Source organism: Comamonas koreensis (genome assembly GCF_021026195.1).
GTDB classification, from domain to species: Bacteria; Pseudomonadota; Gammaproteobacteria; order Burkholderiales; family Burkholderiaceae_C; genus Comamonas; species Comamonas koreensis.
The window spans coordinates 122,906-146,839 of record NZ_JAJNCT010000007.1; the positions used below are offsets into that span (position 1 = coordinate 122,906).

The following is a 23,934-nucleotide window of genomic DNA, read 5'->3' on the forward strand; positions in this document are numbered from 1 at the left end:
AAGCCACTCCAGGCGGGTCAGGGTCGGGCCTGTTTGTGGTGGCCGGGCTCAGCAATGCGCCATCAAGCCGGTGCCAATGCCTCGTTGGCATAAATGGCCACCAGCGCCTCGCCGTCGATGCCGATCTGGCCCCGGTACATGCCTTCGGAGTTGAAGCACAGCGAGACCTCACCGTCGGCGCCCACGGCAATCAGGCCGCCATCGCCACCCAGCGGTGGCAGCACGCGGTGGATCACCTCGGCCGTGGCCTGGTCCACCGACTCGCCCAGCAGCTCGATGCGCGCCGCCACCGTGTGGGCGGCCGAGCCCCGGATAAAGGCCTCGCCCACGCCGGTGCAGGAGACAGCCACCACGCCATGCTTGGCATAGGTGCCTGCACCCACCACGGGCGAGTCGCCGACACGGCCGGGCTTCTTGTTGGTCAGGCCGCCGGTCGAGGTGGCAGCAGCCAGCTGGCCATGCACATCCAGCACCACGGCGCCGACGGTGCCCATCTTCTTGCGCTCATCCAGCGGCGCGGCCTGGGTCTGGCTTTGGGCGGTGTGGTCAAGCGCCACCTGCTCACGGCCCGATGCCAGCGCTGCCGCCTGCACGGTGCGCAGCTGGGTCAGGCGCTGCTCGGTCGAGAACCAGTCGCGCGCCACCATCTCGCAGCCCTGGGCCTGGGCAAAGCGCTCGGCGGCCTCGCCAATCATGAAAACCGGCCCGCCCGCCTCCATCAGCGCCAGGGCCGCGCGCACCGGGTTGCGCACGGTGCTGACACCGGCGAGCGATCCACAGGCCAGATCGCGCCCGCGCATTACACAGGCATCCATCTCATGCGTGGCGTCAGCCGTGAACACGGCGCCGCGCCCGGCGTTGAACAACGGGCATTCTTCCAGCAAACGCACGGCCTCCACGGCCACTTCTTCGGCAGGCGCGCCTGCCGCCAGTTTTTGCTGCGCGCCTTGCAGCACATCGCGCAAGGCATCGCGGTAGGCCTGCTGTTGCGCGGGGGTGATGGAGGCGCGGGTGATGGTGCCGGCACCGCCATGGATGGCGATCACGGGACGGAAGGTGGTGGAGGTCGTCATAGTTCTAGGGCCGCTCGCGTCTTGCGCTGCCAGCCGGTTCCAGGTGAATCAATCAGGAAGAAAGCAGCGGCAGCAGCGCCGCCATAAAGGCCTCGGGCTGCTCGTACTGCACCCAATGGCCGCTGTCAGGCAACCGCACAAAGGCCTGCAGATGGGGGGTGACCGCACGGTATTGGTGTTCCAGCGCGGGCATATAGCTTTTGTACAGGGCGTCATAAGCGCCATAGATCGCAGCGACCGGGCAGGCGATCTGCGGCAGCGACTGCGCCAGGATATCGGTGTTGGCCAGGCGCCGGCGTGGCAGGCGATCGCGCAGCACATTGTGCTGGTGCAAGGCCAGGGCCTGGTCGTCGATCTTGGTGGCATCCCAGAGCATCAGCGCGCCCAGGTTGTAGCGGTGCATCTCCAGCTGCTCGGCCGGGTCGCGCAGATGGCGCCAGCCCTTCAAGCTGAACTGCTTCTCCGGCACCACCCCCATGGCCGGGGCGCCGACCAAGACCAGGCGCTCGACCGCCTGCGGGTAGGCGGCGGTCAGCATGGCCGCGGTCATGCCACCGAACGAGAAACCCATCAGCTGACAAGGCAGCAGATCCAGCTGCGCCATGCCGGCATGCAAAGGCGCCAGCATCGCATCGGCATCGGCGCCCTGCGCTGGCGGGTCGGAATCGCCAAAACCCGGCAGATCGGGCAGCCAGAGCTCATAGCCTTGGGCCAGCAGCGCATCGATATTGCGGATCCAGTGGGTCCAGCTGCCACTGCCGCCATGCAGCATCACCAGGGGCAGCCTGCCGGGGCGGCGCTCGCCCCAGGTATGCCAGACCAGGGTCTGGCCCTCATGCTGGGTGGTCCGCCGTGTCGCCTGGGCCAGCAAGCGCTGGTACAGCGCCGGCAAGGGCGGCAAGGGCGGCAAGCCCGCCGCGCTGCTGTCTAGAACATCCGACATCGCAAGCCTCAGGCAGCGGGTGCCAGCAGCACCTGGGCCACGGCATCGATCGCAATGCTGTAACCCTGCACACCCAGGCCGCAGATGACGGCCTTGGCGACGGGGGCAATATAGGAATGGTGGCGGAAGGCCTCGCGGGCATGCACATTGCTGATGTGCAGCTCGATCACCGGCAGCGCCGCACCCTTGATCGCATCCATCAAGGCCACGCTGGTGTGGGTGTAGGCGGCGGCATTGAGCACCACGCCGGCCAGTTGGCCTTCGCGCTGCAGCTGGCCCGCCTCGTGCAGCCAGTCGATCAGCGCACCCTCATGGTTGCTCTGGTGAAAACGCAGCGCCAGCTGGTTGCGCGCAGCCGCCTGGGTGCAGAGCTGCTCGACATCGGCCAAGGTGTGGGCACCATAGATGGTGGGCTCGCGCAGACCCAGCAGGTTCAGGTTCGGGCCGTTCAGTACAAAAACAGTTTTCATCTCAGCTTCCACAACGGACAACAGCTGTGGATTATCCGAGCATTCGGCCTTCCAGCGCACAGCCCAAGCGACAGCGCAGCGCTTGGAGGCCTTGGCCAGCGCACATAAAAAAGCCCTGGCGAGCCAGGGCATGGTTGCTAGCGCAGCGCGGCTGCTCAATAGCGGTAGTAATCGCGGTCGTGGCGATGGTGGCGGTAGTAGCGGCCGGGAGGTGGGCCGTAGTACACGGGCGCTGGGCGGTAGACCGGTGCGGGGCGGTAGACCACGGCGGGAGGTGGAGGTGCCACATAGACCGGCTGGGGCGCATACACAGGGGGAGGCGCCACATAGACGGGCTGGGGTGCATACACCGGCGCAGGGGCCACGTACACCGGGGCTGGCACATTGATACCCACCGACCAGGACACCCGGCTGGCATGGGCGCCAGCGCTCATCAGCGCCAAGCCAGTCAGCACCGCAGCGGCGGCCCAGCGAGAGCCTTGTTTCAGCATCGAGTTGCGCATATTGATCTCCTTGCGAGAATCCCTGAAAAATGTCATTGGACTTTCAACGCGGCAAGCAGGCAGAAAGATACCAAACGCTCTGCAAATTATGGTTTCAAGACAAGATATCCTGTTGCAAAGCGTAAGTGACATGCCTGACCTGGGGTCAGAGCCCCAGAAACCGCAATACGTTCCAGCCATCAGGGTACTCCCTTAGAATACACAACTATGAATGCACCTGCCCCGAGCGCTTCGCACAACGGTAGTGACGAAGTGGTCAAACCCACCAATTTCCTGCGACAAATCATCGAGTCCGACCTCGAAAAAGGCAGCTATGCCCAGCGCCACTGGGGCGGCTCGCCTGGCGATGCCCAGCACCACCAGCAAGGCCCTGTCGACCAGGCCAAGATCCGCACCCGCTTCCCCCCCGAGCCCAATGGCTACCTGCACGTGGGCCACGCCAAGGCCATTTGCCTGAACTTTGGTCTCGCCCGCGACTTTGGCGGCGTCTGCCACCTGCGCTTTGACGACACCAACCCGGAGAAGGAAGACCAGGAGTACGTGGACGGCATCATCGATGCCGTGCGCTGGCTCGGCTTCGACTGGAAGGACCCAAGCGGCGAGCAGAACCTGTACTACGCCAGCAACTACTTCGACTTCATGCACCGCTGCGCGGTCTACCTGATCGAGCAGGGACTGGCCTATGTGGACGAGCAATCTGCCGAAGAGATGAAGGCCAACCGGGGCGACTTCACGCGCCCGGGCGTCAACAGCCCCTTCCGCGACCGCAGCGTGGCCGAGAACCTGCAGCGCTTTGCCGACATGAAGGAGGGCAAGCTGCCCGATGGCGCGGCCGTGCTGCGCGCCAAGATCGACATGACGGCGCCCAACATCAACCTGCGTGATCCTGCGATCTACCGGGTGCGCCATGCCGAGCACCACAACACCGGCAACCAATGGTGCATCTACCCGATGTACACCTTTGCGCACCCGATCGAGGACGCCTACGAGCACATCACCCACTCGATCTGCACGTTGGAGTTCGAGGACCAGCGTCCCTTCTATGACTGGTTGCTGGACCACCTGCGTGCCGGTGGCTTGATCGATGCGCCCCAGCCGCGCCAGTACGAGTTCTCGCGCCTGAACCTGACCTATGTGATCACCAGCAAGCGCAAGCTCAAGCACCTGGTGGACAACCAACTGGTCAGCGGCTGGGACGACCCACGCATGCCCACCGTCGTCGGCCTGCGCCGCCGTGGCTACACCCCCGCCTCCATCCGCAATTTCTGCGAGCGCATCGGTGTTACCAAGGACTACGCCTGGATCGACTACGCGACCTTGGACGGCTGCCTGCGCGAAGACCTGGAAAACCAGGCCCACCGCGCGATGGTGGTGCTGGACCCGGTCAAGCTGGAGCTGAGCAACTGGGCCGAGGTGTTTGGCAGTGCCGACCACCTGGAAGCCTGCAGCCTGCCCGCCCTGCCCCACCCGGCAGAAGGCCAGGTCGCCCCTGAGCGCCATTTCACGCTGGGCCGCGAGGTCTGGATCGAGCGCGAAGACTTTGCCGAAGTGCCCCCCAAGGGCTACAAGCGCCTGTTCCCTGGTAACAAGGTACGCCTCAAGGGCGGCTATGTGATCGAGTGCACGGGCTGCGAGAAGGATGCCGACGGCGTGATCACCAAGGTGCTGGCCACTGTGGTGCCCGACACCAAGAGCGGCACCCCTGGTGCGGACAGCGTCAAGGTCAAGGCCGCCATCACCTGGGTGGGCGTGGCCGATGGCGTGCAAGCCGAAGTGCGCCTCTACGACCGTTTGTTCACCGATCCGCAGCCCGATGCCGGCGGCAAGGACTTCCTGGCCCTTCTCAACCCCGAGAGCCTCAAGGTCGTGACCGCCTATGTCGAGCCTTCGCTGAAGGCGGCGCAGCCCGATGACAAGTTCCAGTTCGAGCGCTTTGGCTACTTTGTGGCCGACCGCCACGACCACCGCAGCGACAAGCCGGTGTTCAACAAGATCACCGGCTTGAAGGATTCCTGGGGCAAGTAAGCGCCAGGGCCTGATCCGCTGAACCCAAACCCGCCCCAGCTTGCTGCGGCGGGTTTTTTCATGCGCATCAACTGTCTATGGCATCCGCAGACCCCGCCTGCTTGCGCAGCTCGAACTTCTGGATCTTGCCGGTGCTGGTCTTGGGCAGCTCGCCAAACACCACCGCACGCGGGATCTTGAAGCCGGCCAGATGCTTTTTGCAGTGGGCCACGATGTCCTCCGCGCTTACCTGCGCGCCAGGCTTGAGCTCCACAAAGGCGCAAGGCGTCTCGCCCCAGCGCGCATCGGGCTTGGCCACCACGGCAACGGCCAGCACGGCGGGGTGGCGGTAGAGGACATCCTCGACCTCGATGGACGAGATGTTCTCACCGCCCGAGATGATGATGTCCTTGCTGCGGTCCTTGATCTTGATATAGCCATCCGGGTCCTGCACCGCCAGGTCGCCGGTGTGGAACCAGCCACCGCGAAACGCCTCTTGCGTCGCCTCGGGATTTTTCAGGTAGCCCTTCATCGCGATATTGCCGCGCAGCATGATCTCGCCCATGGTCTGGCCGTCCTGCGGCACGGCCGCCATCGTCTCCGGGTCGCGCACCTGGGCATCGCGCTGCAGGTGGTAACGCAGGCCCTGCCGGGCATTGAGGCGGGCACGCTCGCCCACATCCATGGCCTGCCAGTCGGGCTGCTGGGCGCAGACCATCACCGGGCCATAGACCTCGGTCAGCCCATAGACATGGGTCAGGTCAAAGCCCAGCTGCTCCATGCCCTCGATCATCGCTGCTGGCGGCGCGGCACCGGCCACCATGCATTTGACGCCGGCAGGCACGCCCTCCTTCAACGCTGCAGGCGCGTTGACCAGCAGGCTGTGCACAATCGGCGCGCCGCAGTAGTGGCTCACGCCATGCTGCTTGATCGCCGCAAAAATGGCCTGCGCATCAACCCGGCGCAGGCAGACATTGACGCCGGCGCGCAGCGCCACCGTCCAGGGAAAGCACCAGCCGTTGCAGTGGAACATCGGCAAGGTCCACAGGTACACCGCGAACTTGGGCATGTCCCATTCCAGCACGTTGCTGATGGCATTCACGGCCGCGCCCCGGTGGTGGTAGACAACGCCCTTGGGGTTGCCGGTGGTGCCGCTGGTGTAGTTCAGCGCAATCGCATCCCATTCATCGCCAGGCAGCTGCCAGTCAAAACCGGCATCGCCCTGGGCCAGCAAGGCCTCGTAGCTCAGGCTGCCCAGCCGTTCGCTGGCCTCGCCGTAGAGCGCATCCTCCACATCCACCAGCAGGATGGGCGTCTGCGATTGGCGCAGCGCCAAGGCCTTGGCCACGACGCTGGCGTATTCCGGGTCCACGATCAGCGCCTTGGCCTCGCCATGGTCCAACATGAAGGCAATCGTCTGCGGATCCAGCCGGGTGTTGAGGGTATTGAGCACTGCACCGGCCATCGGCACGCCAAAATGCGCCTCCACCATCGGCGGGGTGTTGGGCAGCATCACCGCCACCGTGTCGTTCTTGCCAATGCCATGCTGCTGCAAGGCGCTGGCCAGTTGCCTGCAGCGCGCATAGGTTTGCGCCCAGGTCTGGCGCAGTTCGCCGTGGATGATGGCCAGCCGGTCGGGGTAGACCTCGGCGCTGCGGGCGATGAAGCCCAGCGGGGTCATTGGCGTGTGGTTGGCCCCGTTGCGGGCCAATCCGGTGTCAAAAATGCTGCTCATGGCGGTGGGTCTCCTCGGCAAACACTGTGCCACAAGCGGCTGACACGAACATTGCGCGCTGTCACGTGACCGATAGCCGAAATTTGCCATTGACCAGGGGCAGATTGGGGTGGCGCTGCGGCGGCGCAGCCCGGCATGCGCGACAATAGCCGGGTGTCCATTCCCCAGTCATTTATCCAGGAGCTGCTCTCCCGCGTCGACGTTGTCGACGTGGTCGGCCGCTATGTGCAGCTGAAAAAAGGCGGCGCCAACCTCATGGGGCTGTGCCCTTTCCATGGTGAGAAATCGCCCTCCTTCAGCGTCAGCCCGTCCAAGCAGTTCTACCACTGCTTTGGCTGTGGCAAAAACGGCAATGCCATCGGTTTTCTGATGGACCACACCGGCATGGGCTTTCGCGAAGCGGTGACCGATCTGGCCCAGAGCGTGGGCCTGCCGGTGCCCGAGGACGATGTATCGCCCCAGCAGCGCGAGCGCGCCGCGCAGGCGCGCGAAAAACAGGCCTCGCTCACCGATCTGCTCGAAAAAGCCGGAGACGCCTACCGCAAGCAGCTGTCGCAATCGCCCAAGGCGATCGCCTACCTCAAGGGCCGGGGCGTCAGCGGCATCACCGCCAAGCGCTTTGGCCTGGGCTATGCGCCCGAAGGCTGGCGCAGCCTCGCCAGCATCTTCCCCGCCTATGACGATGCCAAGCTGGTCGAATGTGGCCTGGTGATTGAATCCGACGACGGCGAAGGCAAACGCTACGACCGCTTTCGTGACCGGGTGATGTTCCCGATCCGCAATATCAAGGGCGAATGCATTGGCTTTGGCGGCCGGGTATTTGGCGATGAAAAGCCCAAGTACCTGAACTCGCCCGAAACCCCGGTCTTCCACAAGGGCCGCGAGCTCTATGGCCTGTTCGAGGCCCGCACCGCCATCCGCGAGCATGGCTATGTGCTGGTGACCGAAGGCTACATGGATGTGGTGGCGCTGGCTCAACTGGGCTTTCCGAATGCGGTCGCCACCTTGGGCACCGCCTGCACGCCTGACCATGTGCACAAGCTGTTCCGCTTTACCGATACCGTGGTCTTCAGCTTTGACGGCGATGCCGCCGGCCGCCGCGCCGCCCGCAAGGCACTGGACGGCGCACTGCCCTACGCCAGCGACACGCGCAGCATCAAGTTTCTGTTTCTGCCAGCCGAGCATGATCCGGACAGCTTTGTGCGCGAGTACGGCGCCGACGCCTTTGCCCGCCATGTGCATGACGCCACGCCGCTGTCGCGCTTCCTGCTCGAAGCGGCCAGCGAGCTCTGCGACCTGGGCCAGGCCGAGGGTCGGGCACGCATGTCCAGCAACGCGCGCCCGCTCTGGAACCTGCTGCCCGATGGCGCCCTCAAGCGCCAGCTGCTTGGCGAGATCGCCGACAAGGCCCAGTTGCCCGCAGCCGAGCTGGAAGGCCTGTGGCAAAAGACCACGGCCCAGGAGCAGGCCCGCCAAGGCGGTGGCAGCCAGGCAGCGGCCAGCAGCGGGCCACGCCATGCCCCCGCCTGGGATGCCCCGCAGACGGGTACCGACAGCATGCCCGCCTATGGCGATGCGCCGCCCTGGGGCGGCGACACCGCCATGGACCGCTACCCCGGCCAGCGCAACGAAAGCTTTGGCGAGCCGCGCAGCCCCCATGGCGGCGGCAACGGCTACACCAAGCGCAGCGGCGAATGGCGCCCGGGCCAGGGCGGCCGCAAAGGCGGCTGGCAGGCCCGGCCCGAGCCGCAACCGCCGATGCCCAGTGTGGCGGTGACCCGCGAAGACCAGGCCGCGCGCCTGCTGCTGTCGCACATGGCCTTTCTGGAGAATTTCTCGCCCGAAGATGCCGCCACCTTGGCCCAGTTGCCGGCCCCCCACGGCCCGCTGTTTGCCTGGGTGGAGCAGCAGTTTCTGGCCCATGGCGCCCAATCCTGGGCAGTGCTGCGCGAGCATATGCGCGGCCATGCCATCGAGGTCTTTGCCACCGAACTGATGCGGGGCCAGCACGCGCAGATCGACGGCCCGCTCGACGAGATCCGTGCCGAGCTGCGCGACTCGCTCAGCCGCATCGTGCTCGACCAGCTCGAAGAGCAAAACCGCCAGTTGGTCAGCCAGGCCTCCGACCCGCAGGCGCTGCGCCGCTACCAGAGCAATTTCCACCGTATCGGCCTGCTCAAACGCCAGGTCAACAAATAGGCAGAGTTCCAAATAGCCAGGGGGCATATAAAAATATTTGTCCCGATTGCCGTACAGGCCCTTGACATTGGGCAAAAAGGTATAATATTTGACACATCGGCAAGAGCGACAGCAGCACCTCCGGACCGGGCCCGCATGAAGGATCATGCGATTTGCCACCAGCGCAAGTGCCCAAAATACCGCAAGGACTGCATTCCAAATGTTCGCCCCCACATCTTGCCTTGAGGCTTAGCGCCTCGTGCAGCCGCGTTGGCCGCCACAGTTCTGTGGTGATTGACCACTGCAGTTTTCATGCGCCGGTGATGGCGCTTGCCAGTTTTCTTTGTGTGTTCTCTTTGCTCTGAGGGTGTCCATGCCAGCTACAAAGTCCGCGAAGTCGTCCGTCAAGTCGTCCCCTACCACCAGCGCGGCCAAAAGTGCCAAAGCTACAGCAGCCAGCCCTGCCGCCAAACCGGCGGCCAAGCGCGCTACTGCTGCAGCAGGCAAAACCGTAAAAGCCAGTGCTGCGCCCACCCCAGCCAAGGCAGCGACGAAGAAGGTTAGCTCCGTGTCCGAAAAACAACGCCTGTCCCAGGCCGAACTGCTCAAGGCAGCCGATGCCCTGCTCAACGCAGGTGCCCCCAAAAAGCGTGCCGCCAAGAAAAGCGAAGCCGCCGATGAAGAGACCCCGGTGAAGGCCAAGGCCGCCACCAAGACTGCAGCCAAGGCCAAGACCGCCAAGGCCGAAGAAGACAAGCCCAAGGCGTCGCGCAAGACCGCTGCCGCCAAGACATCCAAGGCCAAAGCCAAGGACAAGGGCGATGAAGATATCGACGATACCGATTTCTCGGACATCGAAGAGGACATCGCGGGCGACAGCGAAGAGGACATCGCGGGCGACAGCGAAGAAGTCGTAGAAACCTCGACCCCTTCGTCGGATGCACCGACCGAGAAGGTCAAGCCGCTGCGCATGAAGGTTTCCAAGGCCAAGGAACGCGCCTTGATGAAGGAATTCGGCCTCGACGAAGCCGTACTGACCGAAGAGGAAATGTCCACCCGCCGTCAGCGCCTGAAGGCGCTGATCAAGCTGGGCAAGACCCGTGGCTACCTGACCAATGCCGAAATCTCCGACCACTTGCCCGACAAGCTGGTCGATGCCGAGACGCTGGAAGTGGTGATCTCCATGTTGAACGACATGGGCGTGGCCGTCTACGAACAGACGCCTGACGCAGAGACTCTGCTGCTCAACAACACCGGCCAGTCCGCCACCACTGAAGAAGAAGCCGAAGAAGAAGCCGAAGCGGCTTTGTCGACGGTGGACTCCGAGTTCGGCCGCACCACCGACCCCGTCCGCATGTACATGCGTGAAATGGGCACGGTCGAGCTGCTGACCCGCGAAGGCGAAATCGAAATCGCCAAGCGCATCGAAGGCGGCCTGCAGGACATGATGCTGGCCATCAGCGCATCGCCCGCCACCATTGCTGAGATTCTGGCGATGGGCGAAGAGATCCGTGAGGGCAAGGTTGTCATCTCCACCGTGGTGGACGGCTTCTCCGACGCCGACGAAAACGACGACTACGTCGCTGAAGAAGACTTCGACGAGTACGACGAGGAAGACGACGACGACGGCAAGGGCGGCTCCAAGGCGCTGACCAAGAAGCTCGAAGAGCTGAAGAACGAGGCGCTGTCGCGCTTTGCCAAGCTGCAGTCGCTGTTCGAGCAATTGCACGCCGCCTATGACAAGAGCGGCTACGGCTCGCCCCAGTACACCAAGGTGCAGGACCAGTTGTCGGCCGAGCTGATGACCATCCGCTTTACCGCCAAGACCATTGAAAAGCTCTGCGACATGCTGCGCGAGCAGGTCGACAGCGTGCGCCAGAAAGAGCGTGCCCTGCGCAAGATCATTGTCGAGAAGTGCGGCCTGCCCCAAGAGAAGTTCATCCAACTGTTCCCTGCCAACCTGCTCAACCTGCAATGGATCGAGAAGGAAGCGCAAGCGGGCAACAGCTGGAGCGCCATCATGGGCCGCAATATCCCGCCGGTGCAGGAGCTGCAGCAGAACCTGATCGACCTGCAAGCCCGCGTCGTCGTGCCGCTCGATGAGCTCAAGCTCATCAACAAGCGCATGAACGACGGCGAGCGCGCCTCGCGCAATGCCAAGAAGGAAATGATCGAGGCGAACTTGCGCCTGGTGATCTCGATTGCCAAGAAGTACACCAACCGGGGGCTGCAGTTCCTCGATCTGATCCAGGAAGGCAACATCGGTCTGATGAAGGCCGTGGACAAGTTCGAATACCGCCGCGGCTACAAGTTCTCGACCTATGCAACCTGGTGGATTCGCCAGGCGATCACGCGCTCGATTGCGGACCAGGCTCGTACCATCCGTATTCCGGTGCACATGATCGAGACCATCAACAAGATGAACCGCATCAGCCGCCAGCACTTGCAAGAGTTCGGCTTTGAGCCTGATGCCTCCATCCTGGCCGAGAAGATGGAGATCCCGGAAGACAAGATCCGCAAGATCATGAAGATCGCCAAAGAGCCGATCTCGATGGAAACGCCGATCGGTGATGATGACGACAGCCACCTGGGTGACTTCATCGAAGACAGCGCCAACACTGCCCCGGTCGATGCCGCGATGCAGGCCGGCCTGCGCGATGTGGTCAAGGACATCCTCGATGGCCTGACCCCGCGCGAAGCCAAGGTGCTGCGCATGCGCTTCGGTATTGAAATGTCCACCGACCACACGCTGGAAGAAGTGGGCAAGCAATTTGACGTGACGCGCGAGCGCATCCGCCAGATCGAAGCCAAGGCGCTGCGCAAGCTCAAGCACCCCAGCCGCTCGGACAAGCTGCGCAGCTTCATCTAAGCGACTTTTCAAGACCTGGTCTTGCCTGCAGACCCCGCCTCGGCGGGGTTTGTTTTTGGTGCGCCTGCCCAGGCCCCAACGCCGGCATTCGCTTTGCGTCACAATCAGCGCCATGTCTTCCGATCTGCCCCGCGCCGTCCAGCAACTGCCCGCCACCGTGATCACGCCGGAGGCCTCGGTCTCGCGCCTGGATGCGATTGCGGCCGAAGTGCCGGTGGCGCTGGTGTTCAACGGCATCTCGCATGCGGTGATGATGTGCAGCCCCCAGGACCTGGAAGTATTTGCACTGGGTTTTGCGCTGTCCGAAGGCATCATCGACCAGGCGGCAGACTGCTATGGCATCGAGGTGCAGCCGCTGGCGCCCTGCGGCACGGACCCGGAGGCACCGGGCATCAGCGTCGAGATGCAGATCGCCAGCCGCTGCTTTGTACGCCTCAAGGAACGGCGCCGCGCCCTCACCGGCCGCACGGGCTGCGGCATCTGCGGCATTGATTCGATGGACGCGCTGGACCTGGTGCCCGAGCCTTTGCCCGACTTGGCTGATTGGGCGAGCCAGCTGGACCTGGAAGCCTTGCAGACCGCGTTTTCTCAGCTGCCCCAGCTGCAGTTGCTCAACCAGCAGGCCGGCGCGGTGCATGCCGCCGGCTGGGCCACGCCGTCCGGGCAGTTGCTGGTCGCGCTGGAGGATGTGGGCCGACACAATGCGCTCGACAAGCTGCTGGGCCATATGGCGCAGCAGCAGATGCTGGGTCAGCCCGGCTTTGTGGTGATGACCAGCCGCGCCAGCTACGAGCTGGTGCGCAAATGCGCGCGCATGGGCTTGCCGGTGCTGGCCACCATCTCGGCGCCCACCAGCTTGGCCATCCAGGTGGCCAACCAGGCCGGCATGCGCCTGTTTGGCCTGTGCCGGGGCCCGCGCATGGTGCGCTACAGCGCCCACTGACAGGCGTCCATGCCCTGCAAAACGGGGCTCGGAACGCGCTGCGCCAAGGGGCCACTTTTGCGCTGCAGCGCCTTTGGGACGGGGATTGCACACTCAAAAACCGTAGCAATTGAACAACACTTCCGCTGCCGCCTGCGCCCAATCGGCAGCTGCGCCTATACATCGCCGATGAAGAGCTATTAAACTTGTAGCAGATGTTGCCGCGACGCCGATCGCACCCTCTCAGTGGATTTGCATGCGAAGGCCTGGACCTCGCTCCTCAACACAGCGCAAGGAGACCCTTACATGAGCGCCAAGGAAAACACCGCTATCAACCAGCTCTTCGAGCGGTTGGAATGCCGCTACGCTTTGCGTGTGCTCTGGGCATTGCGTGACGGGCATCCCCAGACCTTCCGCTTGCTGCAGGACAGCGTGGGTGGCATTACGCCCAACACGCTCAACACCCGCATCAAGGAGCTGCGCGAGGCCGGTTTCCTCGACCACAACAGCGACGGCTACACCGTCACGCCATCGGGGCAGGACCTGCTCAAGCGCCTGTCCGATGTACAGGCCTTTGCCACACGCTGGGTGGCGGCACAGACCAAGAAGTAAATTCCAGCCCCACCCTCGCCTTTTTGGCCCCCTGAGCCCGCCTTGTGCGGGCTCTGTGTTTGCGAGGCGGGTATGATCGCAGCTGGTAGCAAAGCACTCACAAAGGAATCACATGACCACCGTCACCACCCCATCGGGCCTGCAGTACGAAGACACGGAAGTTGGCACCGGCGCCGAAGCGGCCAAGGGCAAGCAAGTCACCGTGCACTACACCGGCTGGCTCTACAACAACGGTGAGCAAGGGGCCAAGTTCGACTCCAGCAAGGACCGCAATGACCCCTTCGTGTTCCCACTGGGCGCAGGCATGGTCATCAAGGGCTGGGACGAAGGCGTGCAAGGCATGAAGGTGGGCGGCAAGCGCACCCTGATCATCCCCGCTGAGCTGGGCTATGGTGCACGCGGCGCAGGCGGCGTGATTCCTCCCAACGCCACCCTCAAGTTCGATGTGGAACTGCTGAAGGTCTAAGGCGCACAGGCCTGCTGGCCTTGAACCTCTTCCATAAAATACTGCACATGGCGACCATGCCTGTGCAGTTTTTTATGTCCAGACCCGAACGATTAATGCTTATTTGGCCAGAGGCAAGGACTGCCGGGTGCAGCAACTCACGGCCCAGGTCACCAACACGCCCAGCGGCACACCAAACACCGCTGCCAACGTGGGCTGAATGCCCCACCACAGATGGGCAGAGGCCTGCGCGCCGGGCGCCAGGCTGTTGATCGGCATGTTGACGACCATGTAGTACAAGGTGATGCCCAGGCCTGCCGCCATGCCGCACACAGCGCCCTGCCGTGTCGCGCCGCGCCAGTACAGGCCCAGCAGCATGGCCGGCACAAAAGCCGCAGCAGCAATCGAGAACGAGGCCGACACCAGCACCAGAATACCGGAGCTGCGCACCGAAGCGACGGCTGCCGCCGCCAGCGCCACCAGCAGCAAGGTGAACTTGGACAAAATCACGCGCTGCTGCGGCGTGACCGACTTGCCCCGCTCGACCAGGTAGAGATCACGCACCAGCGCATTGCTGATGGTCAGCAGCAGGCCATCGGCGGTGGATAGCGCAGCGGCCAGCCCCCCGGCCGCTACCAGCCCGGAGACCACAAACGGCAGACCGCCCAGCTCGGGCGTGGCCAGCATGATCAGGTCCGCGCCCAGATGGATTTCGCCCCACTGCACAATGCCGTCGCCATTCACATCCTCGATCGACAGCAGGGCATTGTCCATGCGCGTCCACTGTGCGATCCAGGCCGGCAAAGCATCGAAATGGCTGCCCACCAGGCTCTGCATCACCTCCAGCTTGACGAGGGCAGCGAGCCCCGGCGCACTGGTGTAGAGCAGCACCACAAAGAACAGGGTCCAGACCACCGAACTGCGCGCCGCCGCAGGGCTGGGCAAGGTGTAATAGCGGGTCAGCAAATGCGGCAGGCCGGCGGTGCCCAGCATCAGGCAAAACATCAGCGCCATGAAGTTACGCCGCGACAGGCTCTCCTGCTCCTGCGCGCTTTGCTCCGACCCCAGCATCGGCGCATAAGGCAAGGTGTGCTGCGGCATGCCACCCAGCGGCTGGGCGCGCGCATAGTTCTCGCGCATCGCGGCAGTCCAGAGCTCACGCGCGCTGAGCTCGTCCTTTGGCAGAGCCGCCAGCTCCCGCCCTGCAGCCAGCACCAGGTTCAGATCCGCATTGCTGATGCGCAGCTGCTGCACCTTCTCCTGCAGGCGGGTACGCTCAGCCTCCAGTGCGGCGGGGATATTGCGCAGCCGCGATTCATACAGCATGCCCTTTTGCAAATACACCAGCTCCACATCGCGCTCGGCCGTATCGCTCAGCAGGCCCTTTTCATATTCGGCGATCTTGCCCAGGTCCTGGGTGTAGGCCACGGCAGCAACCGGGTTGCCCAGGCGCTGGTAGGCCAGCCACGATACCGGAATCAGAAAGGCCAGCAGGATCATCACGTACTGCGCCACCTGGGTCCAGGTGATGGCCCGCATGCCGCCCAAAAAGGAGCAGACCAGCACACCGCCCAGGCCCAGCATGATGCCGATCTCGAACTGCACCCCGGTGAGCCGCGAGGCGATCAGGCCCACCGCATAGATCTGCGCCACCACATAGGAAAACGAGCACATCACTGCAGCAACTGCAGCAATCACGCGCGGCCAACGCCCGCCATAGCGCAGCTGGAAAAAATCGGGCAAGGTGTAGAGATTGAGCGCCCGCAGCTGCGGCGCAATCAGCAGCGCCACCAGCACAAAGCCACCGCTCCAGCCCAGCAAATAGGCCAAGCCCCCCGCTTGCTGGCTGGTGCCGGCAAAGCCCTGCAGATAGAGCGCGCCCGAGAGCGACAAAAACGAGGCCGCGCTCATCCAGTCCGCCGCTGTGGCCATGCCGTTGTAGACCGGCGGTATGCGCCGCCCGGCCACGTAGTACTCCTCCGAATCGGCCGTGCGCCCCCAGACGCCAATGGCCGCATACATCATCACCGGCACAAACAGAAACAGCGGGCCGATCCACTGGCGCGACAGACCTGCGCGCTCGGCCCAGGCGACCAGGCCGATGAAGCAGCCCAGGCCCAGCAGGTACAGCACAAAGAACTTATGGTTTCGTGCCATGGTCGGTGCGGGCAACCTGCACATCCTTCTCTGGGTGGTGGTGCATGTACAAGGCATAGCCGGCGACCAGCAGCACATACAGCACGGGCAGCACCGATGCGCCGTACAGATAGGCCGTGCCATTGCCCCAGAGGGCATCAATCTCGGGCGCCCAGTACAAGCCGCCAAAGGTGCTGAGCACAAGCACCAGCAAGACCAACAGCTTCATCGCGTTGAGCGGCATGGTCTCAAAAGGAGCAGACTGGGCGGGCGTGGGATCCATCGGGGCCTTTCAAGCGATGGGACAGTAAGAGCCATCATTCTTGCATTTTGTCGCAGATGGGACTGCTTTGCCCAGCGCCCTAGGGGAAGCACGGTAATGGACCGCCTGCACGCTTTTGATAATTCCTGACGAGGCCAGGGCCAGGCAGCTGCCAGGCCGGGCACCGACCGTTGATGACAAAAACAGACAGGAGACAAGCATGACCCTTCGCACATCCACCGCTGCTGCCAGCTTGCTGGCATGCGCCACCCTGGCCGTCCAGGCCGCCGGCATCTCCGATGACAAGGTCAAGATCGGCGTGCTCAGCGACATGTCGGGCCAGTACGCAGACTCGGGCGGCAAAGGCTCGGTGGAAGCGGCCAAGATGGCGGTCGAGGACTTTGGCGGCAAGGTGCTGGGCAAGCCAGTAGAAGTGGTTTTTGCCGACCACCAGAACAAGGCCGATATCGGCGGCACCAAGGCGCGCCAGTGGTGGGATGCCGAAGGCGTGGACATGATCGTCGACATCAACAACTCGGCCATCGCCGGTGCGGTGTTCACGATGGCCAAGGAGCGAGGCAAGGTCGCCATCAGCACGGGCGCGCTGTCCACCGGGCTGACCAATGAATTCTGCGGCCCCACATCGGTCCACTACACGGTGGATTCGTACTCGCTGGGCAAGTCCGCGGTGCAAAGTATCCTGGCCCAGGGCAAGAAGGACTGGTACATCGTGGCCGTTGACTACGCCTATGGCAAGGTGACGGCAGCCACCGTCACCGACTTCGTCAAGGAAGGTGGCGGCAAGGTGCTGGGCACCGTCTACCACCCCTTCAATGCCAGCGATTTCTCGTCCTTCATGATGCAGGCCCAGGCCAGCAAGGCCCAGGTGATTGCACTGGCCAATGCCACGCAGGACACCGTCAACTCCATCAAGACGGCGCGCGAGTTCGGCATGACCAAGAACCTCACCTTTGTGCCCCAGCTCATCTACATCAACGATGCCCATGCGATGGGGCTGGAGCTGGGCCAGGGCCTCACCTTCGCGACCGCGTTCTACTGGGACCGCAACGATGCCTCGCGCGAGTGGTCCAAAAAATACCAGGGCCGCATGAAGAAGATGCCCTCGATGAACCAGGCCAGCGTCTACTCGGCCGTCACCCAGTACCTCAAGGCCATCGAGGCGGCCGGCACCGACGAAGGTCTGACCGTGACCAAGCAGCTCAAGACCATGAAGATCAACGACATGTTTTCGCAGAACGGCTATGTGCGCGAAGATGGCCGCATGGTGCATGACATGTTCCTGGTGCAGATGAAGACACCCAAGGAATCCAAGGGCCCCTGGGACTACTACAAGATCCTGGACACCATCCCGGGCGAGCAGGCCTTCCAGCCGCTGTCCAAGAGCACCTGCTCACTGGTCACACAGAAGTAAGCACAGTTGCCAGGCAAGCGTGTGGTGGGCGCCTGCCCGTGCGGCTTACAAATAAATACGATTGGGTGCTGCGCCCTTTAACCCCTTGCGGGCGGATGGCGCGATTCAGGGCAGACCACCACTTCTGCAAAGCCCTGCCATGCACGCCCCCTCTGCGCCTGTTTCTGCGTTCTTCTCCGCTTGCCTACACCAGCGCCTCGGCATCAAAGCCCTGGCGTCACTCGCCCTGCTTGCTGGCAGCCTGGTGGGCGGCCTGCCCGCGCAGGCCAGCCAGCTGGCCGATGTGCAGATCATCGACCGCAGCAGTGGCCAGCGCCTGCCTCTGTACTACCACCTGGGCGAGTACTGGGTGGCAGGCCAGCCGGGCAGCAGCTATGCCGTCGATATCAAGAACCGCAGCCGGGGCCGCATCCTCGCCGTGCTCAGCATTGATGGCATCAACGCCATCAGCGGCCAGGCGGCGGCTGCCGTGCCCGACGACGGCTATGTGCTGGGCAGCCGCCAGCAATGGGCCATCTCCGGCTGGCGCAAGAGCGACCAGCAGGTGGCCGCCTTCTACTTCTCGCACAGCGAAGACTCGTACGCCGCACGCACCGGCCGGCCCCGCGATATCGGCGTGATTGGGGTGGCGGTGTTCCGCGAGCGCGAACCCCAGCCCCAGCCCCCCATCCTGCGCAACCGCGAGGCGCAAAAAAGCTCGGCACCGGCCGCCGAGGCCAGCAGCGCCGACAGCGCAGCGCACGCCATGCCACCACCTTCCAGCCCTGCCGCCGCTGCCGCGCCCAATGCCTCGGTCGCTGCAGAATCCCGCCAAACCGCCGCACCCGCTGCCCCGGCACCGGTGGCGCCGCGCCTGGGCACCGGCCATGGCGCACTGGAGCGCTCCGTCACGCGGACCACGGAGTTCCACAGCGCCAGCAGCAGCCCGGCGCAGATCATCCGCATCCGCTACGACAGCTATGCCAACCTGGTGGCCCAGGGCGTCATCCGCGCACCGCAGCCCGCTGTGCAGCCGGCGCCCCGCCCTTTTCCGGCATCGCCCTCTGGCTATGTACCTGATCCGCCTGCCTATTGACGGCCTGCCGACGCAGCCAAAGGCGTGCTGCGGCGTGCGATTTTCTCCACACCGGCCACCAGCGGGCGCAGGCTTTTGCATAATCTGCCGCATGCAAGATGCGATGCAAGACGACCAAGCCCTGATACTGGCCTACGCCGGCGGTCAGGTGGCGGCGTTCGAGCAGCTCTACCAACGCCACAGCCAGCGCTTGTGGCGCTATTTTTTCCGCAACACTGGCAATGCCGCGCTGGCCGATGACCTGGCGCAGGAGACCTGGTTTGCCGTGGTCGATGGCGCCGCGCGCTACCAACCCGAGGCCAAGTTCAGTACCTGGGCCTTTACCTTGGCCCACCACAAGCTGGTGGACCACTGGCGCCGCCACAAGGCCCACCGCAGCCTGGATGAAGAGGACAGCGAAGGCATGCGCCTGGCCGAAACCTTGTTTGCCAACTCAGGCTTTGACCCCGAGCGCCTGCAGGACCGCAAGGACCTGGCCCGCGCCCTGCTCGATGCCCTGGCCCAGTTGCCGCCCGAGCAGCGCGAGGCGTTTTTGCTGCAGGCCGAGGCCGATATGTCCGTTGCCGACATTGCAGCAGCCACGCAGGTCAGCCAGGAAACCGCCAAAAGCCGCTTGCGCTATGCCCGCGCCAAACTGCGCCAGGCCATGGAGGTGACCGCATGACCGCGCCGCAAGACCCCAAGCGCCCCGATGCCCTGGTCGACCTCTACCGCGAGGCCAGCGCGCAGGATGCCGGCCCCAGCGATGCCAGCACCGCGCAGATCCTGGCCCATGCGCGCGCAAAGGCAGCGCAAGGCCCAGCCTCCACGCCCAGCGGTCTGGACAGCAGTGGCCGGCAAGGCCAACAGTTCCAGGGTGAGGCCGCCAATGATCGCCGCTGGTGGCTGCAAGCCCTGGGCAGCCTGGCCGCCATTGGCCTGGTCAGCTGGCTGGCGCTGCAACATTTGCATGAGCCAGGTGCGCCGCAGCTGGAGGCCCCCCAAATGGACAGCGCGCCCAGCGCTGCGTCAGCACCGCCAACACCTGGCGCGCCTGTTGCACCTGCGGCTGACAGGGCGGCGAGCCCCGACAGCGCCAAGATGCGCAGCGAAGCCGCGCCTATGGGCAAGGCAGCAAGCCCTGCCACCAAGGAGGCGCCCGCAACAGCCCCCGCTGCTGCGGCTGGCGCTGGCGCGAGCAGCGCCAACATACGGCCTGCGCCTGCCATCGCCCCCGCGCCGCAGGCAGAACGCCGCATGCCCTCAGCAGCCGCACCAACGCCTGTAGCGCCGCCCGTGCTGGCACCTGCAGCACCTGCTGGCCCTGCGGCCGCACCCGCTGCCAGAAAGCAGGCGGCCGAGCAGCCAGCAGCGCCGATGGCCGCTGCACCCCCTGCATCCGAAGCCGCCTCCGCACTGGCCGCTGCAGCTACCCTGCCCGCATGCGGCACCCATCTGGATGCCCAGGCCCTGGCCGAGCAGCGCCGCCGCATCCAGGCCTACGACAAGGCCCTGGCCGCTGGCCTGCCAGCACCTGCACCGGCGCCGCTGTGCCGCCCCGCGCCGGCCCATGAGGCAGAGCCTGCGCAGCCAGTGGACAGCCGCTGAACCATCGCCCAACGCGGCGCCGGCATAAAAACACAGGCCTGCATATGGCAGGTCTGTTGGCTGGGTATCAGCAGAGAAGTGACGCAGGATTCGCGCCGACCTACGCCATCAGGTCATAAAGCCCATAGCCAAAACCGGCAACGCCAATGGCCAGCAGCAGGCAGGAGGCCGCCAGCAAGATGCGCTTTTCGCGGGCGGGAGAAATCAAGGTCCGCACCAGCAGCGCAATCAGCCCCAACATGCTGAAATCCAGCACCACCCAGATGACGGTGAGCACCGCCAGGCTGTGGTCAGGCGCAGGCAGCACGCCGACGAACTGCGGCAAAAACGACGCAAAGAAAATGATGTCCTTCGGGTTGGAGACACCAAGGATAAAGCCCTGGCTGAAGCCACCCTGCTTGCTGCCAGCTGCAGGATCTGCGGACATGGCAGTGCCAGTTTGGGCATCCATCGCCCAGGCATCGCCGATCATGCCCCAGGCAATCCAGACGATGTAGAGGCAGCCCGCCAGGCGCACCAGCTTGAACGCGGATTCATCGATGACCAGCAAGCCCTTGATCAACAGCGCCGACAGGAAAATCAGCACCAGCGAGGCCAGGTTGGTACCGCAAATGGTGGCAAACGCCCGGTGCGGGCCACCCACCAGCCCGGCGCGGGCCACCAGCAAGGTCACAGGGCCCGGGGTGACCAGCAAGGTAATGACCGACAGCGCAAACAGAAAAACCAGCGATAGATTGAGATCAGACATGGGCCGCGAACTGGGGAAAAGATGCGTGCCTGCAACGCAGGCCAAAGCAAAGGATTGTGCATCCAAGCCCCGCGTCAATCAATGTACGGAAGCCGTGGAGAACGGTATTGCGGCCACCCCGACCGCTGAAGCCCGGTGCAGCGGCACCGCGCGCGCCAATAGCCGGGCAGGTGGCCCCGAGGGGGCTGCGGCATGCCTTGCACCTACAGTGCAATGCCCAAGTCGTCCCAATCTGCCAGCTTGCCACCGGCGGCGGTGAATTTTTGGTATGCGCTTTGGCGCTCGGCGTCGATCTCGGTATTGCTGGCGCCGCGCTTCCAGTAGCCGGCGATGGACACATCGGCCTTGTCCATGCCCAGCTCCGACTGAAAGTACTTGCGAATCGCGCGCATCTCGTCGCGCTCGCCTGCACCCCAGATCACATGGCCCGCGGCGTCTTCCAACTGGCGCGCCTGCTGCAGCAGCTGATCGCGGCCATGGCCTGGCAAACGCTGCAACTGCAGACCGGGTACCGATGGCAATTCTGCGATCCCATGCACATCGTCGCTGGCAATCCAGCCCACACCGCCCAGCCCTGCGGGCCAGCGTTGCAAGATGGAGTAGAGCGCCGGAAGGCCGGAGTCATCACAGAACATTGCCACCGGCCGGCCGTTTGATGCGGGCAGCACGATATTGACGCGCGGGCCCGTGAGCCGCACCTGCTGACCAATGGTGGCCTGCGCTGCCCAGCGCATCATGGGGCTGTCGCCGCCATGCATCACCACATCAAACTCGGCGCAACGCGTTTGCGGCGCAAAGCTTCGCACGGTGTAGACGCGCGAGACCGCAGGGGCCTGCAGATCCGGGTACACACGGAAAGCCACATTGGCCTCATCCCAGACCGGGTCGTTGCCGACATCGCCCAGATGCATGCCCACGCGCAAGGTGTGCGAGGACGGGCGCTGCAGCGAGACGATGGTGGCATCCACCTGGTGCAGACCACGCTGGTGCTCTTGGTCACGGGGCGCCTGCGGCGCCGCTGTGCTGGAAGACGTTTGGGGAGAAGCGGAGGAATGGGACATCGAACCACAGGCCGCGAGGGCCATCGAGTGCGTGGAGAAAAGAGCTTGGCTGGCTGGCAGGCCCATGGGCCTACCGGTGGCTAGCAAAAACGACCTTGGAGACGCTGAGGTCCCGGGTCGCCCCACGATGAAACAGATGCGGAGAGCGGCGCGATGGCTGAAGCTCTCGATGGGTGGATCATAAATCAGTTGAGAATGAATATCATTTAATACCCATGCCTCCCACGCAGCTTTTGCAGCCCTTGCAGCAATAGCTGCCAGTGTTTAGGCCGCCTTGCTGGTCTCCACCATCTCCAGCGCCGCACCATGCGGCACCCGGATCAGGCGGCTGGCATCCACCCCATTGCTGGCGGCAATGGCTACCAGGCGTGTGTAGGCCGCTTCGTCAATGCTTGGCGTGCGCGACAGAATCCAGGCGTACTTGGCAGCATCCCCCACCACCACCGCATGGCCTGCATCGTGGTCGACATAGACCACATGGTAGCCAGCATACAACGGGCGGAAGAACGACACCTTGAGCGAGCCCACCTCGGGGCCGGACAGCAGCTTGGCCACGGCAGTCGCCGACTTCCATTGGCCGCGTTCGGGGTCAAAGCCACGGTTGGTAACCTGCACGGTGCCGTCGTCCTGCAGGCTATAGTCTGCGGTGCAAGAGGTCAGCCCGCGCTCAAACACATAGTCAATCCGCGCCAGCTCATACCAGTGGCCCATGTACTGCTCGGCATCAAAGTCCTGCACGGGGCGAACATTCTTGGGCACCCGCACCCGCTGGCCGGTGTACCACAGGGCGGACACCGCTGCCGTCAAGGCCATGGCCAACGGCAGGGAGGAGGTTCTGGAGGAGGCCGATGCCTCAGGTGTGCGGCGCATAAAGGGTTCCTTCAAACAAAACCCTTTTGTACCGCCGATGGCAGTCCGCCTGCGTAGGCCTGGCCACAGCAGCGGCCTAGGTCCATTCCGACACGGGCCTGTTGCCCAGGCCATGCGCCGTCACAGCAGCATCAGCTCCCTTTTTTGGGCACCACATTCTTGGGCAGCACCATTAGCACAAACAGCGCGAACAAGGTGCACAGAATGGCAGCGGCCTCTTCGCCCGCACCCACGGCCATGCCGATTGCCGCAGTGAACCAGATGCCCGCAGCCGTGGTGAGGCCCTTCACATCTTCAGTGTTTTCCTTGGCGGGTTTCAGGATGGCACCAGCGCCCAAAAAGCCCACACCGGCAATCAGGCCCTGGATCACGCGGCTGGAATCCATCGGCGTCATGCCCATCAGCTGCGCCACCGCCAAAAAGGTGGCAGCGCCCATCGCTACCAACATGTGCGTGCGCAAGCCGGCGGCCTTGCCGCTGGCCTCTCTTTCATAACCCAGCATGCCGCCCAGCAGCGCCGCCAACAGCAGTTTGAAAATAATGCGCGTAGCCTGCGCCAGATCGGTCAGATCAGACAGTTCGCCGGCGACGGTATTGACGATGGTTTGGAACGCGGAGTCAGAAGAATTCATGGCCCAGGCCTTGTGGCATCACGCAGCAAGGCGGCCACATTCGATGGCCGCCTGCCCGCAGAATAAAAAGCCTCCCCCCGCTTGGCGAGGGAGGCTGCTTAACTTACCAGCGGTAATTGTTTTTGGTTTCCCAATCCTTGACCTGCTTCTCAGCAGCATCCTTTGCAATGCCTTCGCGCTCTTGAATACGGCCCACCAGCTGCTCGCGCTGGCCGTCCACCACATCCAGATCGTCATTGGTCAGCTTGCCCCATTGCTCTTGCACTTTGCCCTTGAACTGCTTCCAGTTGCCTTTGATAGTATCTTCGTTCATCTGTCACTCCTTGAGGGTTGGATGGTTGATCGGCTTGTGTGACTTCAGTGTCGCTCGATTGCCT

22 protein-coding genes are annotated in these 23,934 nt (G+C 63.9%); 10 read left to right on the forward strand and 12 right to left on the reverse strand.

Features of this window, described 5'->3' with window-relative positions; all coding sequences use genetic code 11:
* Positions 1–62: 62 nt before the first annotated feature.
* From LPW39_RS07655 to LPW39_RS07670, 4 genes are all read right to left on the reverse strand, one after another.
* The gene (locus LPW39_RS07655; protein ID WP_230773126.1) at positions 63–1,073 is read right to left on the reverse strand and encodes an isoaspartyl peptidase/L-asparaginase family protein; all 1,011 of its coding nucleotides are present in this window, start codon (positions 1,071–1,073) and stop codon (positions 63–65) included.
* Positions 1,074–1,125: 52 nt separating this feature from the next.
* Entirely contained in the window at positions 1,126–2,016 is an 891-nt protein-coding gene (locus LPW39_RS07660) for an alpha/beta fold hydrolase (RefSeq protein ID WP_230773128.1), read from the reverse strand.
* A gap of 8 nt (positions 2,017–2,024) precedes the next feature.
* On the reverse strand, positions 2,025–2,486 hold the full coding sequence (gene aroQ, locus LPW39_RS07665; RefSeq protein ID WP_230773130.1) for a type II 3-dehydroquinate dehydratase: 462 nt from the start codon (positions 2,484–2,486) through the stop codon (positions 2,025–2,027).
* A gap of 155 nt (positions 2,487–2,641) precedes the next feature.
* On the reverse strand, positions 2,642–2,989 hold the full coding sequence (locus tag LPW39_RS07670; protein WP_027010469.1) for a hypothetical protein: 348 nt from the start codon (positions 2,987–2,989) through the stop codon (positions 2,642–2,644).
* A 207-nt stretch (positions 2,990–3,196) separates the two neighbouring features.
* Here LPW39_RS07670 and LPW39_RS07675 point away from each other — a divergent pair, with 207 nt between their 5' ends.
* The gene (locus LPW39_RS07675; protein WP_230773132.1) at positions 3,197–5,014 is read left to right on the forward strand and encodes a glutamine--tRNA ligase/YqeY domain fusion protein; all 1,818 of its coding nucleotides are present in this window, start codon (positions 3,197–3,199) and stop codon (positions 5,012–5,014) included.
* Between the two features lie 67 nt (positions 5,015–5,081).
* Here the strand turns inward: LPW39_RS07675 and LPW39_RS07680 are convergent, their stop codons facing one another.
* On the reverse strand, positions 5,082–6,728 hold the full coding sequence (locus tag LPW39_RS07680) for an acyl-CoA synthetase (protein WP_230773133.1): 1,647 nt from the start codon (positions 6,726–6,728) through the stop codon (positions 5,082–5,084).
* Positions 6,729–6,863: 135 nt separating this feature from the next.
* Here LPW39_RS07680 and dnaG point away from each other — a divergent pair, with 135 nt between their 5' ends.
* From dnaG to LPW39_RS07705, 5 genes are all read left to right on the forward strand, one after another.
* A complete protein-coding gene (gene dnaG, locus LPW39_RS07685; RefSeq protein ID WP_230773134.1) occupies positions 6,864–8,927 on the forward strand; it encodes a DNA primase in 2,064 nt (687 codons plus the stop codon).
* 352 nt (positions 8,928–9,279) lie between these two features.
* Complete coding sequence (gene rpoD, locus LPW39_RS07690) at positions 9,280–11,775, forward strand: RNA polymerase sigma factor RpoD (RefSeq protein ID WP_230773135.1); 2,496 nt, start codon at positions 9,280–9,282, stop codon at positions 11,773–11,775.
* Between the two features lie 112 nt (positions 11,776–11,887).
* On the forward strand, positions 11,888–12,718 hold the full coding sequence (fdhD, locus tag LPW39_RS07695) for a formate dehydrogenase accessory sulfurtransferase FdhD (RefSeq protein ID WP_230773137.1): 831 nt from the start codon (positions 11,888–11,890) through the stop codon (positions 12,716–12,718).
* Positions 12,719–13,003: 285 nt separating this feature from the next.
* Complete coding sequence (locus LPW39_RS07700; RefSeq protein ID WP_027010615.1) at positions 13,004–13,309, forward strand: winged helix-turn-helix transcriptional regulator; 306 nt, start codon at positions 13,004–13,006, stop codon at positions 13,307–13,309.
* A gap of 112 nt (positions 13,310–13,421) precedes the next feature.
* Positions 13,422–13,775, forward strand: a complete 354-nt coding sequence (locus LPW39_RS07705) for an FKBP-type peptidyl-prolyl cis-trans isomerase (protein ID WP_133858562.1) — start codon at positions 13,422–13,424, stop codon at positions 13,773–13,775.
* 99 nt (positions 13,776–13,874) lie between these two features.
* On the opposite strand, the gene LPW39_RS07710 is transcribed toward LPW39_RS07705, so the two are convergent.
* The gene (locus tag LPW39_RS07710; protein WP_230773138.1) at positions 13,875–15,911 is read right to left on the reverse strand and encodes a VC_2705 family sodium/solute symporter; all 2,037 of its coding nucleotides are present in this window, start codon (positions 15,909–15,911) and stop codon (positions 13,875–13,877) included.
* Positions 15,895–16,173: a hypothetical protein gene (locus LPW39_RS07715; RefSeq protein ID WP_230773141.1), complete on the reverse strand. Its 279-nt coding sequence runs from the start codon at positions 16,171–16,173 to the stop codon at positions 15,895–15,897. Before LPW39_RS07715 ends, LPW39_RS07710 begins: the two co-directional genes overlap by 17 nt.
* Before the next feature lie 199 nt (positions 16,174–16,372).
* On the opposite strand from LPW39_RS07715, the gene LPW39_RS07720 reads away from it, so the two are divergent.
* The 4 genes from LPW39_RS07720 to LPW39_RS07735 all read left to right on the forward strand — a co-directional run bounded on the left by LPW39_RS07720 (position 16,373) and on the right by LPW39_RS07735 (position 20,246).
* Complete coding sequence (locus tag LPW39_RS07720; RefSeq protein WP_230773146.1) at positions 16,373–17,584, forward strand: ABC transporter substrate-binding protein; 1,212 nt, start codon at positions 16,373–16,375, stop codon at positions 17,582–17,584.
* A 139-nt stretch (positions 17,585–17,723) separates the two neighbouring features.
* The gene (locus LPW39_RS07725; protein WP_230773147.1) at positions 17,724–18,659 is read left to right on the forward strand and encodes a hypothetical protein; all 936 of its coding nucleotides are present in this window, start codon (positions 17,724–17,726) and stop codon (positions 18,657–18,659) included.
* Positions 18,660–18,762: 103 nt separating this feature from the next.
* Positions 18,763–19,323, forward strand: coding sequence for a sigma-70 family RNA polymerase sigma factor (locus LPW39_RS07730; protein WP_230773148.1), 561 nt, complete (start codon positions 18,763–18,765; stop codon positions 19,321–19,323).
* Complete coding sequence (locus tag LPW39_RS07735) at positions 19,320–20,246, forward strand: hypothetical protein (protein WP_230773149.1); 927 nt, start codon at positions 19,320–19,322, stop codon at positions 20,244–20,246. Before LPW39_RS07730 ends, LPW39_RS07735 begins: the two co-directional genes overlap by 4 nt.
* A gap of 100 nt (positions 20,247–20,346) precedes the next feature.
* On the opposite strand, the gene LPW39_RS07740 is transcribed toward LPW39_RS07735, so the two are convergent.
* From LPW39_RS07740 to LPW39_RS07760, 5 genes are all read right to left on the reverse strand, one after another.
* Positions 20,347–20,994, reverse strand: coding sequence for a LysE family translocator (locus LPW39_RS07740; protein WP_230773150.1), 648 nt, complete (start codon positions 20,992–20,994; stop codon positions 20,347–20,349).
* A 203-nt stretch (positions 20,995–21,197) separates the two neighbouring features.
* Positions 21,198–22,055, reverse strand: a complete 858-nt coding sequence (locus LPW39_RS07745; protein WP_230773152.1) for a siderophore-interacting protein — start codon at positions 22,053–22,055, stop codon at positions 21,198–21,200.
* A 264-nt stretch (positions 22,056–22,319) separates the two neighbouring features.
* Complete coding sequence (locus tag LPW39_RS07750; RefSeq protein ID WP_230773154.1) at positions 22,320–22,925, reverse strand: lipocalin family protein; 606 nt, start codon at positions 22,923–22,925, stop codon at positions 22,320–22,322.
* 131 nt (positions 22,926–23,056) lie between these two features.
* Entirely contained in the window at positions 23,057–23,557 is a 501-nt protein-coding gene (locus LPW39_RS07755; RefSeq protein WP_133859090.1) for an MgtC/SapB family protein, read from the reverse strand.
* Between the two features lie 103 nt (positions 23,558–23,660).
* The gene (locus LPW39_RS07760; RefSeq protein WP_230773156.1) at positions 23,661–23,870 is read right to left on the reverse strand and encodes a CsbD family protein; all 210 of its coding nucleotides are present in this window, start codon (positions 23,868–23,870) and stop codon (positions 23,661–23,663) included.
* Between the last annotated feature and the right edge of the window lie 64 nt (positions 23,871–23,934).

Bases quoted from the DNA above. Each gene is read 5' to 3' on its own strand.
- LPW39_RS07655 (WP_230773126.1), bottom strand. From the start codon at position 1,073: ATGACGACCTCCACCACCTTCCGTCCCGTGATCGCCATCCATGGCGGT.
- LPW39_RS07660 (WP_230773128.1), bottom strand. From the start codon at position 2,016: ATGTCGGATGTTCTAGACAGCAGCGCGGCGGGCTTGCCGCCCTTGCCG.
- aroQ (WP_230773130.1), bottom strand. From the start codon at position 2,486: ATGAAAACTGTTTTTGTACTGAACGGCCCGAACCTGAACCTGCTGGGT.
- LPW39_RS07670 (WP_027010469.1), bottom strand. From the start codon at position 2,989: ATGCGCAACTCGATGCTGAAACAAGGCTCTCGCTGGGCCGCCGCTGCG.
- LPW39_RS07675 (WP_230773132.1), top strand. From the start codon at position 3,197: ATGAATGCACCTGCCCCGAGCGCTTCGCACAACGGTAGTGACGAAGTG.
- LPW39_RS07680 (WP_230773133.1), bottom strand. From the start codon at position 6,728: ATGAGCAGCATTTTTGACACCGGATTGGCCCGCAACGGGGCCAACCAC.
- dnaG (WP_230773134.1), top strand. From the start codon at position 6,864: ATGCGCGACAATAGCCGGGTGTCCATTCCCCAGTCATTTATCCAGGAG.
- rpoD (WP_230773135.1), top strand. From the start codon at position 9,280: ATGCCAGCTACAAAGTCCGCGAAGTCGTCCGTCAAGTCGTCCCCTACC.
- fdhD (WP_230773137.1), top strand. From the start codon at position 11,888: ATGTCTTCCGATCTGCCCCGCGCCGTCCAGCAACTGCCCGCCACCGTG.
- LPW39_RS07700 (WP_027010615.1), top strand. From the start codon at position 13,004: ATGAGCGCCAAGGAAAACACCGCTATCAACCAGCTCTTCGAGCGGTTG.
- LPW39_RS07705 (WP_133858562.1), top strand. From the start codon at position 13,422: ATGACCACCGTCACCACCCCATCGGGCCTGCAGTACGAAGACACGGAA.
- LPW39_RS07710 (WP_230773138.1), bottom strand. From the start codon at position 15,911: ATGGCACGAAACCATAAGTTCTTTGTGCTGTACCTGCTGGGCCTGGGC.
- LPW39_RS07715 (WP_230773141.1), bottom strand. From the start codon at position 16,173: ATGGATCCCACGCCCGCCCAGTCTGCTCCTTTTGAGACCATGCCGCTC.
- LPW39_RS07720 (WP_230773146.1), top strand. From the start codon at position 16,373: ATGACCCTTCGCACATCCACCGCTGCTGCCAGCTTGCTGGCATGCGCC.
- LPW39_RS07725 (WP_230773147.1), top strand. From the start codon at position 17,724: ATGCACGCCCCCTCTGCGCCTGTTTCTGCGTTCTTCTCCGCTTGCCTA.
- LPW39_RS07730 (WP_230773148.1), top strand. From the start codon at position 18,763: ATGCAAGACGACCAAGCCCTGATACTGGCCTACGCCGGCGGTCAGGTG.
- LPW39_RS07735 (WP_230773149.1), top strand. From the start codon at position 19,320: ATGACCGCGCCGCAAGACCCCAAGCGCCCCGATGCCCTGGTCGACCTC.
- LPW39_RS07740 (WP_230773150.1), bottom strand. From the start codon at position 20,994: ATGTCTGATCTCAATCTATCGCTGGTTTTTCTGTTTGCGCTGTCGGTC.
- LPW39_RS07745 (WP_230773152.1), bottom strand. From the start codon at position 22,055: ATGTCCCATTCCTCCGCTTCTCCCCAAACGTCTTCCAGCACAGCGGCG.
- LPW39_RS07750 (WP_230773154.1), bottom strand. From the start codon at position 22,925: ATGCGCCGCACACCTGAGGCATCGGCCTCCTCCAGAACCTCCTCCCTG.
- LPW39_RS07755 (WP_133859090.1), bottom strand. From the start codon at position 23,557: ATGAATTCTTCTGACTCCGCGTTCCAAACCATCGTCAATACCGTCGCC.
- LPW39_RS07760 (WP_230773156.1), bottom strand. From the start codon at position 23,870: ATGAACGAAGATACTATCAAAGGCAACTGGAAGCAGTTCAAGGGCAAA.